Annotated in this window: 8 protein-coding genes; 2 read left to right on the top strand and 6 right to left on the bottom strand. The window is 72.7% G+C overall.

Features of this window, described 5'->3' with window-relative positions:
• Positions 1 to 33: 33 nt before the first annotated feature.
• Both AB0O48_RS27885 and gatB read right to left on the bottom strand, forming a co-directional pair.
• Positions 34 to 2,391, bottom strand: a complete 2,358-nt coding sequence (locus AB0O48_RS27885) for a pyruvate dehydrogenase (protein WP_365069184.1) — start codon at positions 2,389 to 2,391, stop codon at positions 34 to 36.
• Positions 2,392 to 2,513: 122 nt separating this feature from the next.
• Positions 2,514 to 4,013, bottom strand: a complete 1,500-nt coding sequence (gene gatB, locus AB0O48_RS27880; protein WP_238670992.1) for an Asp-tRNA(Asn)/Glu-tRNA(Gln) amidotransferase subunit GatB — start codon at positions 4,011 to 4,013, stop codon at positions 2,514 to 2,516.
• Positions 4,014 to 4,231: 218 nt separating this feature from the next.
• On the opposite strand from gatB, the gene AB0O48_RS27875 reads away from it, so the two are divergent.
• Both AB0O48_RS27875 and AB0O48_RS27870 read left to right on the top strand, forming a co-directional pair.
• Positions 4,232 to 4,426, top strand: coding sequence for a hypothetical protein (locus AB0O48_RS27875; RefSeq protein WP_365069183.1), 195 nt, complete (start codon positions 4,232 to 4,234; stop codon positions 4,424 to 4,426).
• Positions 4,423 to 4,938, top strand: a complete 516-nt coding sequence (locus AB0O48_RS27870) for a hypothetical protein (RefSeq protein WP_357572168.1) — start codon at positions 4,423 to 4,425, stop codon at positions 4,936 to 4,938. The genes AB0O48_RS27875 and AB0O48_RS27870 overlap by 4 nt, the downstream gene beginning before the upstream one ends.
• 61 nt (positions 4,939 to 4,999) lie before the next feature.
• Here the strand turns inward: AB0O48_RS27870 and gatA are convergent, their stop codons facing one another.
• The 4 genes from gatA to ligA all read right to left on the bottom strand — a co-directional run bounded on the left by gatA (position 5,000) and on the right by ligA (position 11,857).
• Positions 5,000 to 6,475, bottom strand: coding sequence for an Asp-tRNA(Asn)/Glu-tRNA(Gln) amidotransferase subunit GatA (gatA, locus tag AB0O48_RS27865; protein WP_357250691.1), 1,476 nt, complete (start codon positions 6,473 to 6,475; stop codon positions 5,000 to 5,002).
• The gene (gene gatC, locus AB0O48_RS27860; protein ID WP_007456314.1) at positions 6,472 to 6,777 is read right to left on the bottom strand and encodes an Asp-tRNA(Asn)/Glu-tRNA(Gln) amidotransferase subunit GatC; all 306 of its coding nucleotides are present in this window, start codon (positions 6,775 to 6,777) and stop codon (positions 6,472 to 6,474) included. The genes gatA and gatC overlap by 4 nt, the downstream gene beginning before the upstream one ends.
• 147 nt (positions 6,778 to 6,924) lie before the next feature.
• Positions 6,925 to 9,564: a bifunctional diguanylate cyclase/phosphodiesterase gene (locus AB0O48_RS27855; RefSeq protein ID WP_365069182.1), complete on the bottom strand. Its 2,640-nt coding sequence runs from the start codon at positions 9,562 to 9,564 to the stop codon at positions 6,925 to 6,927.
• A 157-nt stretch (positions 9,565 to 9,721) separates the two neighbouring features.
• Positions 9,722 to 11,857 (bottom strand): NAD-dependent DNA ligase LigA, encoded by a 2,136-nt coding sequence (gene ligA / locus AB0O48_RS27850; protein WP_357572170.1) that lies wholly within the window; start codon positions 11,855 to 11,857, stop codon positions 9,722 to 9,724.
• Positions 11,858 to 11,977 lie beyond the last annotated feature (120 nt).

The following is an 11,977-nucleotide window of genomic DNA, read 5'->3' as shown; positions in this document are numbered from 1 at the left end:
GTCGATGCGACCACCAACCCAGCCCCGGCCGGGTCAGCGTAGGGCGATGGCGGCCAGGGCGGCGTTGACGATGCTGCCGGGCAGCAGGTCGTGCAGGTCGTACAGCTCGGCGACGGTGCCGGACTGGCCGAACTCGTCCACGCCGAGCGGCACCGCCGGAGCGCCGACCGCCGACCCGAGCCAGGCCATCGCGTGCGACGCGGCGTCGTGCACGGTGACCACCGGCACCCGATCGGCGAACGCGGACCGCAGCGCGCCCGGCACGCTGGGCACGGTGGCCGTCCGTACGCCCTGGCGCAGAGTGCGCTGCCAGGCCCGGTAGAGCCGGTCGAGGCTCGTCACGTCCACCACGTGCGCGGCGATGCCCTCGTCGGCCAACTCCGCCGCGGCGGCCAGCACCTCGGGCAGCACCGCGCCGGAGGCGGCCAGCTGCACCACCGGGGCGTCGACCAGGTGCGGGTACGCCTGGTGCGCGTCGACCAGCCGGTACGCCCCGGCGACCACCTGGCGACGCAGGACCGCGTCACCGAGGCGCGCCCGGGCCGCCTCGAACGGCACCTGGTCCAGCGGTCGGGTGCTCAACCGGAAGTAGTACGCGCCGTCCTCGGCAGGCGCGGCGGTCGCGGCCGGGGTCGACCCGCCGGCGATCTGCCCGAGCGCGTCGCAGAGCAGCCAGTCCAGGGTGGTGGCGTACGCCGGCTCGACGAAGGTCACCCCGGGCAGCTCCAGGCCGACCGACGCGGTGATGGTGGACTGGTGGGCGCCACCCTCCGGGGCGAGGGTGATGCCGGACGGGGTGCCGGCCACCACGAACCGGGAGCCGGAGTAGGTGCCGTACAGGAACGCGTCGAGGCCGCGCAGCACGAACGGGTCGTAGACCGTGCCCACCGGCAGCAGCGGCTGCCCGGACAGGTCCCAGGACAACCCGAGCTGGCCGAGCAGCAGGAACAGGTTCATCTCCGAGATGCCCAGCTCGATGTGCTGCCCAGCGGGGCTCTCCGTCCAGCGCAGCATCCGGTCCTCGGTCCAGGAGCGCTGCTCGGTGGGGGCGAACACCCCGGTCTTGTTGATGAACCCGGCGAGGTTGGTGGAGGTGGCCACGTCCGGGGCGGTGGTGACCAGGTAGCGGCCCACCTCCCGGTCCCGCGCCAGGTCCACCAGCACCCGACCGAAGACCTCCTGGGTGGAGATCGGCTTGTTGGCGCGTACTCCCGTGCTCTCCGGGACGGTGACCCCCAGCGCGCGCTCGCGCGGCGCGCGGGACAGCGCCTCCCGGCGGGCGCCGGCCCGGATGCCGGCGGGTGACGCCGGGTCGAGACGGTCCCACTCGGTCTCGGCGGTCAACCCCTGCGCGGCGCGCAACGTGTCGACCTGCTCCGGGCTGAGCAGCGCGGAATGGTTGCGCGGGTTGCCGGCGATGGGCAACCCCCAACCCTTCACGGTGTACGCGAAGACGACGCTGGGCCGGTCGGTGACCGCGTCGCACTGGGCGTACGCGTCGAGCATCGCCTGAAGGTCGTGGCCGCCCAGATCGGTGACGAGCGGACCCAGCTCCTCGTCGTCGACGTGGGCGATCAGCTCGTCGATGCCGGCCGGCGCGCCGTCCAGGAACTGCTTGCGCAGCAGCGGGCCGGTCAACCCGAACAGCGACTGGTACTGCTCGTTGGGCATCGCGTCGATCCAGTCGCGCAGCGCCTCGCCACCCGGCCGGGCGTACGCCTCGGCGAGCCGGCGGCCGTACTTGACCTCCACGACGTGCCAGCCGGCCGCCTCGAACTGGCCCCGCCACTGGTTGATCCGGATGCCCGGCACCACCCGGTCCAGCGACTGCCGGTTGAAGTCGACGAGCCACATGACGTTGCCCAGCCCGGTGGTCGCCGGGTCGGCCACCGCCTCCCAGATGTTGCCCTCGTCCAGCTCGGCGTCACCGATCAGCGCCACGAACCGGGAGTGCGGGCGGGCACCGAAGTGCGCGTCGACGTACCGCCGGGTGGCCGCGGCGAAGAGCGGCGCGGCGGCGCCCAGGCCGACGGAGCCGGTGGAGAAGTCCACCTCGTCCGGGTCCTTGGTGCGCGACGGGTACGACTGGAGGCCGCCACGGGCGCGCAGCCGGGGCAGGTAGGAGCGGTCGAGGTTGCCGAGCAGGTACTGGATGGCGTGGAACACCGGGGACGCGTGCGGCTTCACGGCGACCCGGTCCTCGGCGTCCAGGTGCGCGAACCACAGCGCGGTCATCGCCGTGACCAGCGAGGCGCTCGACGCCTGGTGGCCGCCGACCTTCACCCCGTCGCCGGTGGCCCGGTCGTGGTTGGCGGCGTCCACGATCCGGGTCGCGAGCCAGAGCACCCGCCGCTGGATCTCGTCGAGGACATCGAGGTCGTGCTCGGTCACGGTGGCTCCATCCGGGCGTCGCCGTTGACGCCCTCGCGAGGGGTGCGGGGTGGCCGCATAGTCGACAGGGTTACGGAAGGCCGCCGCCGGGTCACGGCGACGGCCTGCTCCGGGTGGGTCTCTCAGCCCTGGACGCCGAGGCGCTCCAGGATCAGCTCACGCAGGGTCTTCGCGTCGGCCTGACCCCGGGTGGTCTTCATGACCGCGCCGACCAGCGCGCCGACCGCCGCGACCTTGCCACTGCGGATCTTGTCGGCGATGCCGGGGTTCGCGGCGATGGCCTCGTCCACGGCGGCGGTGAGCGCGCCGGTGTCCGACACGACCTCCAGGCCCCTGCTGGTCATGATCTCGGTGGGCGAGCCCTCACCGTCGACCACGCCCTCCAGCACCGTGCGGGCCATCTTGTCGTTGAGCTTGCCGGCGTCGACAAGCCCCTGCAGCTCGGCGACCTGGGCGGGGGTCGCGCCGATCTCGGCCAGCTCCACGCCGCTCTCGTTGGCCCGGCGGGACAGCTCACCCAGCCACCACTTGCGCGCCGCGGCCGGGGTGGTGCCCGCCGCCACGGTGGCCTCGATCAGCTCGACCGCGCCGGCGTTCAGCACCGACTGCATGTCCAGGTCCGACAGGCCCCACTGCTCCTGGAGCCGACGCCGGTGCACCCGGGGCAGCTCCGGCAGGGCGGCCTTCAGCTCGGCGACCCAGGCCGGGTCCGGAGCGATCGGCACCAGATCCGGCTCGGGGAAGTACCGGTAGTCGGTGGCCGTCTCCTTCGAGCGCCCCGGGGTGGTGTCACCGGTGTCCTCGTGGAAGTGGCGCGTCTCCTGGGTGATCCGGCCGCCCGCGTCGAGCACCGACGCCTGGCGCAGCATCTCCGAGCGGACCGCCCGTTCCACCGACCGCAGCGAGTTGACGTTCTTCGTCTCGGTACGGGTGCCCCACTCCGCGCCCGGCAGGTTGAGCGAGGTGTTCACGTCGCAACGCAGCGAACCCTCCTCCATCCGCACGTCCGAGACGCCGAGGGTACGGATCACGTCGCGCAGCTCGGCGACGTACGCCTTGGCCACGTCGGGGGCGAGCGCACCGGTGCCGGTGATCGGCTTGGTGACGATCTCGACGAGCGGAATGCCGGCCCGGTTGTAGTCGACGAGCGACTCCGTCGCGCCGTGGATGCGGCCGGTGGCGCCACCGACGTGCAGCGTCTTGCCGGTGTCCTCCTCCAGGTGCACCCGCTCGATCTCGATCCGCACCGTCTCGCCGCCCACCTCGACGTCCAGGTAACCGTCGACGCAGATCGGCTCGTCGTACTGGCTGATCTGGAAGTTCTTCGGCATGTCCGGGTAGAAGTAGTTCTTCCGGGCGAAGCGGCACCACTCGGCGATCGAGCAGTTCAGCGCCAGGCCGATCCGGATGATCGCCTCGATGGCCGCCTTGTTGGCCACCGGCAGCGAACCGGGCAGGCCCAGGCACACCGGGCAGACCCGGGTGTTCGGCTCGCCACCGAAGTCGGTCGGGCAACCGCAGAACATCTTGGTGTTCGTGCCCAGCTCGACGTGGGTCTCCAGGCCGATCACCGGTTCGAAGCGCGCGACGACCTCGTCGTACGCGGGCAGTGTCGTGGTCATGAGACGCTCCAGGCGCGATCCGGACAGAACCGGTCCAGCCTAGTGGGGTTGTCGGGCCGCCCGTCGCCCGGGTTTCCCGAGACACCTGGCAATGGTTGTAACCGGGTGTGTCCACGCCGACACGTGGGTATCTGTCGACCATGACGAATACGGGGAATGATCGATCTATTCGCCGGGCCGGACCGGGGCGGCGCCACGACAACAGGCGGGTCCTGCTGGTGGTGCTGGCCGCATGGGCGGTGGGGGCGGTGGTCGCCCTGATCGGCTGGACTGTCGCCGGCGGCGAGCGGCAGCCGGACGACCTCCGGATCCTGGTGGTGCTGCTCATCATCCCGGGCCTGATCGGGCTGGCCGTCGCCTGGGGGACGGGCAGGTTGACGGCCTGGCGCCAGCGTGACCGGACCGGGTCGTGACCTCGCCGCCTCCCCCGCGGCGACAGCCGATCGGCCGCCGCGCCGTGCTGGTCGCCGCGGGTCTGGCGGTGGGGCTCCCGGCGGTGGCGGTGGCGGTGATCGCCCTCGACGGGCGGGACACCTCGCCGGGCGGCCTCCTCAAGATTTTCCTGATCGCGCTCGTCTTCGGGGTGCTCGGCGCGGCAGTGGCCCTCCTGGCCAGCCACCGGCTACCCGCACCCCGGACCACCAGCCCGGCGGCCCGCCAGGCCCTGCGCGCCGGGCACACCGACGACCCGCGCGTCGACGCCCTCGCCCGTCAGGAGGCCGAACGCCGCCGGGGCAGACGCTGGGTGCTGTGGATCCTCGGCGTCGCCGTGCTGGCCGAGGCGCTGCTGGTCGTCGGCGCGTCCCGCCCCTCCACCCGGGTGATCGCGGTGGTGCTCGGCGTCTTCTGGGCGGCCCAGGGCTGGCTGCGCTGGCGTGACCTGCGGGAAGCCGACCGCTACCTCGCCAACCACCGCACCACCTGAGCGCCCCCGGACAGACCACCGGCCCCGACGGACGGATCCATCGGGGCCGGTCGCGGCGGCGCTACAGCGTCGGCGGGGTGAACGTGCCGACCGCGGACTCCAACGCGGCGGCGACCCGGTACATCCGGTCGTCGGCCATCGTCGGGGCCATCACCTGCAGGCCGACCGGCAGCCCCTCGGAGAGCCCGCACGGCACCGAGATGCCCGGCCCGCCGTACAGGTTGGTCGGGATCGTGTACAGGTCGGCGAGGTACATCTGGTACGGGTCGGCGGTGCGCGCGCCAATCGGGAACGCCACCGACGGGGTGGTCGGCGAGATCAACGCGTCGACCCGCTCGAACGCGGCGGTGAAGTCCCGGGTGATCAGCGTCCGGACCTTCTGCGCCTGCCCGTAGTACGCGTCGTAGTAACCCGACGACAGCGCGTACGTGCCGATCATGATGCGGCGCTTGACCTCCGGGCCGAAGCCGGTCTCGCGGGTCAGCGACATGACCTCCTCCAGCGACCGGTTGCCGTCGTCGCCGACCCGCAGGCCGAACCGGACGCCGTCGAACCGGGCCAGGTTGGAGGAGCACTCACTCGGGGCGATCAGGTAGTACGCCGGGAGCGCGTACGCGAACGTCGGGCAGGAGATCTCCACGACCTCGGCGCCCATCTTGGTCAGCGCGTCCACCGACTCACGGAACGCGGCCATCACACCCGGCTCGGCACCCTCGCCGACGAACTCGCTCACGATGCCGAGCCGTACGCCGGTCAGGTCACCTGTCGCGCCGAGCTTCGCCGCCGCCACCACGTCCGGCACCGGCTGCGGGATCGAGGTGGAGTCCCGCGGGTCGTGCCCACCGATCACCTGGTGCAGCAGGGCCGCGTCGAGCACCGTACGGGCACACGGGCCGGGGGTGTCCAGCGACGAGGAGAAGGCGACCAGCCCGTACCGGGAGGTGCCGCCGTAGGTGGGCTTCGCACCCACGGTGCCGGTGACCGCGCCGGGCTGGCGGATCGAGCCGCCGGTGTCCGAGCCGATCGCCAACGGCGCCTCGTACGCGGCCAGCGCGGCGGCGCTGCCGCCACCCGAGCCACCCGGGATCCGGGTCAGGTCCCACGGGTTGTGCGTCGGCCCGTACGCCGAGTATTCGGTGGAGGAGCCCATCGCGAACTCGTCCATGTTGGTCTTGCCGAGCATCACCGTGCCGGCGTCCCGCAGGCGCTGCACGATCGTCGCGTCGTACGGCGGACGCCAACCCTCCAGGATCTTCGATCCCACGGTGGTCGGCACACCCCGCGTGGCGAGCACGTCCTTCACCGCGACCGGCACACCCGCGAGGGGACCCAACTCCTCACCGGCGGCCCGGCGCTCGTCCACCGCGCGAGCCGCGGCGAGCGCGCCGTCGCTGTCGACGTGCAGGAAGGCGTGCACCCGGTCGTCGACCGCGGCGATCCGGTCCAGGTGCGCCTGGGTCACCTCGACGGCGGAGGTCTCGCCGCCGGCGACCAGGCTCGCGATCTCCGTCGCGGTCATTCGCGTCAGATCGGTCATGAAGCCACATCCTCGGTCAGGATCCGCGGCACGCGGAACCGCTGGTCCTCGGCGTCGGGCGCGCCCGACAGCGCCTCCTGAGGGGTCAGGCACGGCGTGACCACGTCCTCGCGGAAGATGTTGGTCAACGGCACCGAGTGCGAGGTCGGCGGAATGTCCGCGGCGGCGACCTCGCCGACCTGGGCGACCGCCTGGAGGATCACGTCGAGCTGGCCGGCGAACGTGTCCAGCTCCTCCTCGGTGACGGCGAGCCGCGACAGGCGCGCCAGGTGCGCGACCTCCTCGCGGGAGATGGCGGCCATCCGTGCCCCCTTCTGATGTCCTGCTGGTCGGGCGGTGTGCCGGCCGCACGACGACGGAAGCGTGACGCGCGGTGACCGGAGCGAGTCTATTGTTCCGCTCCGGTGCCGCGTCCCCGGACTCCCCCTCCGACGGCCCCCGGTGCCGGGTCAGCGGGTGGGGCGGCGCGTGACGTCGGCCTGCGGGTGCCCGCCCGTGGGGCGCACCGGCCGGTACCGGGCCAGCCAGGTGACCAGCTCCGCGGCGGGCATGGGTCGGGCGTAGAACCAGCCCTGCGCCGCGTCGCAACCGGCGGCGTGCAGCATCCGCCAGGTCCGCTCGTCCTCGACGCCCTCGGCCACCACCCGCAACCCCAGCGCGCCGGCCAGCTCGATCATCGACCGGACGATCGCCGCGTCGTCGGCGTCGTCGGCCATGCCGAGGACGAACGACCGGTCCACCTTCACCTCGGACAGCGGCAGCCGACGCAGGTGCTGCAATGACGAGTAGCCGGTGCCGAAGTCGTCGAGCGCGATGCCCACCCCGATCCGGTGCAACTGGGAGATGGTCGCCAGCACCCGGCGCGGGTCGGCCATCAACGCACCCTCGGTGATCTCCACCTGAAGCCGCTCGGCGGGCACCCCGTAGCGGGCGAGCCGGTCGGCGATCTGGTCGGCGATCTCGCCGGTGTGCAGGTCGCGCACGCTGACGTTCAGCGCCGCGCGCAGGCCGATACCGGCCGCCGACCACGTGGCGAGTTGCTCCACCACGTCGTCGACCACCCGCCGGGTGAGCAGCCGCATCACGGCGCTCTGCTCGGCGACCCGGATGAGCTCCTCCGGGTCGACCATGCCCCGCCGTGGGTGTCGCCACCGCAGCAGGGCCTCGACACCGACCACCTCGCCCGTCGCGATGGCGATCTGCGGCTGGTAGTACATCGTGATTTCCCCGGCGTCGTCGGCCGGTCCGTCGTCCGCGTGCGCCCAACCCGTCGGTTCGAGTGGTCGCCCCGGTGCGTCCGGTCCGACGTCCCGCCGTGGCCCGAGCCCGCCGGCGCCCAGCGCGGCGACCGCGCTCACGTTCGGCGACCGCCTGCCGTTTCCGAGCCCGGCGCGCCGCTCCCGACCTCGACCCGGCCGGTTGCCGCCGACCGCGCCGCGGGTGTTGCGGCCCCGGATCGGGTCGGCACCTGTCGCGATCTGGTTGATCAGCTCGTCGGCGTGCACCAGGTCGGCGTCGTCGCGCCGCCGGCGTGCCCACCACCGGCCACCGGACGGGGGTGCCGTCGCGGTCGCCGGCGCCGGGTCCGCGTGCGGCGCGGCTTCGGCCGGCGTCCCGGTGGGCAGCGCCGCCCCGTCGCCGCCGCGCACCTCGGCCGTCACATCGAGGGGTACGCCGACAACCTCACCCGGCACGCCGTTCCGGCCGCGCCCGGCCTGGTCCGGCGCTCCTCCGAGGCGACTGTGGCCGGCCGGCTCGGCGTCGAACGGCCCGTCGACCGGCGGCCCGGACTCCAGTACGCGGCGCAGGTCGGCGAGGAGGCCGAGACGCTCGGCGGAGTTGTGGTCGGACTCGGGGGCGTAGACGGCCACCGTGTCGTTGCGGTGCTTGGCGTCGTACATCGCCACGTCGGCGTGGCGCATCAGGGTGGCGAAGTCCTCGCCATGCTCGGGGAAGAGGGCGATCCCGATCGACCCGCCCACGTCCAACGGAAGCCCGTCGAGCGGCACCGGCTCGGCCAGCGCCTCGACCACCTCGTCGGCCAACTCCCGCGCCTGACCGACGTCGGTCAGCCCGGTCATCACGATGGCGAACTCGTCGCCGCCGAGCCGGGCGATCATCTGGGGTCGAGGCCGCACGTCGGTGAGCCGCGCGCTCACCTCGACCAGCAGTCGGTCGCCCACGGCATGCCCGAGGGCGTCGTTCACGTTCTTGAAGCGGTCCAGGTCGATCAACAGCAGTGCCAACTGACCGTCGGGTTCGCCGCGGGCCGTCCGCTCGGCATGCACGTGCACCTGCTCGGCCACCTCGGTCAACAGCGCCTTGCGGTTGGGCAGACCGGTGAGCGGGTCAGCGGCGGCGAGGTGCTGCTGTTCGACGGTCAGCCGCGCCATCCGGTAGACGGCGAACAGCGGCACCAGCACCAGCGGGATCAGCGCCGCGCTGACCCGCGCCGCCGCGACGAGTACCGGGGCGAGCAGCAGCAGGGAGCCGGTGGAGAGCAACTCGAAGCCGAGCCCCTGCCGCAGGGTGGGCCACCACCGGTCTCCGAAGCGCAGCCGTACCGCCCAGCTGACCAGCCCGTAGTTGACGACGAACCACGCCAGCGTCGCCCCGCCGACGGCTGCCACGTCGGTCCAGTGCAACCGCCCGCCGGAGAAGATGGCACCCGGCCCGAGCAGGATCACGCCGTACGCGGCGGCGAGGGCACACGCGTACTGCCCGACGTTGAACGCCGTCCGCCACGCCGCGTGCCGCATCCGCCAGCCCGACACGACCACCCCCACCGCCTGCACCAGCACCGCCGGACCGAGGCCCCAGCCGAGCAGGATCGCGAAGGTGAAGCAGGTGGAGGGGAACACCGCCGAGGTCTGCCGGCGCCCCGGCGGGACGAACGGGCGGGCGTCGCAGACCACGGCGAGCGCGGCCATCGTCCAGAACGCCACCGGCAGCCGGGACACCTCGTCGGGAAGGGTCGCGAGTGGAACGGCGGCGGTCACCGCGGCCACCACCAGGATGCCGACGACGAAGGTGGCGAACGGCGCCACCCGTCCCGGGGGCAGCGAGTTGCGTGGGTCGGCGACCTCCACGACACCTCCCGACCGACGGTCGGCGTGCGGGTGCGCACGCCGTGACCCAATGAAACGCCCTCGGCCCCCGGTTTCCCGGTATGACAGTCACGAATCGGTCGTAGTCGTAATTAAGTTGGTATACGCGACCAGTCGCCGCGCATCGCCGCCCGCGCGGTCAGCCGCCCGGTTGAGCGACCTCCCGTGCGGCGTCCGGGCCGGCATCCAGCAGGAGCTGGAACCCGGCCTCGTCGAGCACCGGCACCTTCAGGCTGGCCGCCTTGTCGGCCTTGGACCCCGGGTTGTCCCCCACCACGACGAAGCTCGTCTTCTTGGAGACCGACCCGCTGACCTTGCCGCCCCGGCTCTGGATGGCCTCGGCGGCCTGATCCCGGGAGAAACCGGCGAGCGTGCCGGTCACCACGACGGTCAACCCCTCCAGCGGGCGCGGCCCCTCGTCACCCGCCTCCTCCACCATCCGTACGCCGGCCTCGGCCCACTTGCGGACGACCTCGCGATGCCAGTCCACCGCGAACCACTCGCGGAGGCTCGCCGCGATCGTCGGCCCGACCCCGTCGACCGAGGACAGCTCCTCCTCGGTGGCCGCGTCGATGGCGTCCATCGAGCGGAAGTGCCGGGCGAGCGCCTGGGCGGCGGTCGGGCCGACGTGCCGGATGGAGAGCGCCACCAGCACCCGCCACAGGTCCCGTTCCCGGGCGACGGCCAGATTGTCCAGCAACTTGCTGGCGTTGCTGCCCAGGCTGCCGTCCTTGTTGACGAAGAACGGGGATCGGGACAGCTGCTCGGCGTCGAGCTGGAAGAGGTCGCCCTCGTCCGCGATGACCTCCGCGTCCAGCAGGGCCGCCGCGCCCTTGTAGCCGAGCGCCTCGATGTCGAAGGCACCGCGACCGGCAAGGTGGAACACCCGCTCGCGCAACTGGGCCGGGCAGCTGCGGGTGTTGGGGCAACGGATGTCGACGTCGCCCTCCTTCGACGGCGCGAGCGGGGTGCCGCAGGCCGGGCAGGTGGTCGGCATGACGAACGGGCGGGCGTCGGCGGGACGCAGGTCGACCACCGGGCCGAGGACCTCGGGAATCACGTCGCCGGCCTTGCGCAGCACCACCGTGTCACCGATGAGCACGCCCTTGCGCTCGACCTCACGGGCGTTGTGCAGGGTCGCGAGCGCGACGGTCGAGCCGGCGACCCGCACCGGCTCCAGCACGGCGAACGGGGTGACCCGGCCGGTGCGCCCCACGTTGACGTCGATGTCGAGCAGCTTGGTGGTGACCTCCTCCGGCGGGTACTTGAAGGCGATCGCCCACCGGGGCGCGCGGCTGGTCGAGCCCAGCCGGCCCTGGATGGAGACCGGGTCGACCTTGACCACCACCCCGTCGATCTCGTGCTCGACGTCGTGCCGGTGCTCGGCGTAGTAGGCGATGTATTCGGCGACGCCGGCCAGGTCGGGGACGACCCGCCAACGGTCGCTTGTCGGCAACCCCCACGACTTGAGCGCCGCGTACGACTCGGACTGCGCGGTGGGCTGGAACCCGCGACGCGCGCCGATGCCGTGCACCACCAGGCGCAGCGGCCGGGAGGCGGTGACCCGCGGATCCTTCTGCCGAAGGCTGCCCGCCGCGGCGTTACGGGGGTTGGCGAAGGGCGCCCGGCCCTGCTCCACCAGGCCGGCGTTGAGATCGGCGAACGCGGCGACCGGGAAGTAGATCTCGCCCCGAACCTCCACCAGCTCGGGAATGTCCGGGAATTCGGCGGACGGGGTGAGCTGACCGGGCACGTCCCGGATGCTGCGCACGTTGGCGGTGACGTCCTCACCGGTGCGGCCGTCGCCCCGGGTGGCGGCCCGGACCAGCCTGCCCTTCTCGTAGGTCAGGTTGATGGCCAGCCCGTCGACCTTCAGCTCGCACAGGTAGGGCGCCGGGCCGCCCGCGTCCCGCTCGACCCGCTCGGCCCAGGCCGCCAACTCCTCGTCGGCGAAGGCGTTGTCGAGCGACATCATCCGTTCGGCGTGGGTGACCGGGGTGAAGTCGGTGGAGAACGTGCCGCCGACGCGTTGGGTCGGCGAGTCGGGTGTCCGCAGGGCGGGGAACTCCGCCTCCAACGCCTCCAGCTCACGCAGCTGCTTGTCGAACTCGGCGTCGGGAATGGTCGGCGAGTCCAGCACGTAGTAGCGGTACTGATGCTCGGTCAGCTCCTGACTGAGCGTGGCATGCCGCTCCCGGGCCTGCGGCGTCGGCTCGGCCCCGGCCGCCGCCTCCTGCGCCGGGCTGACCTGCTGACCGATCTGCTCCTCGGACACACCGCCACCTTCGGACACGCCTGCGACCTCCCTGATCACGCTACTCCGGCACGGTATCGGGCCGGTGAGACAATCCGTTGCCCGCCCGCACTCGCAGCGACGTTCCTCTCCGCCGCGTTC

The sequence above is a fragment of the Micromonospora sp. NPDC085948 genome, from assembly GCF_040686315.1.
GTDB lineage: Bacteria > Actinomycetota > Actinomycetes > Mycobacteriales > Micromonosporaceae > Micromonospora.
The sequence above is the reverse complement of the archived record's forward strand: the minus strand, read 5'-3'. Positions and strand labels throughout refer to the sequence as shown.

Coding starts and splice junctions, on each gene's coding strand:
- gatC (WP_007456314.1), bottom strand. CDS start 6,777: ATGGCCGCCATCTCCCGCGAGGAGGTCGCGCACCTGGCGCGCCTGTCG.
- gatB (WP_238670992.1), bottom strand. CDS start 4,013: ATGACCACGACACTGCCCGCGTACGACGAGGTCGTCGCGCGCTTCGAA.
- gatA (WP_357250691.1), bottom strand. CDS start 6,475: ATGACCGATCTGACGCGAATGACCGCGACGGAGATCGCGAGCCTGGTC.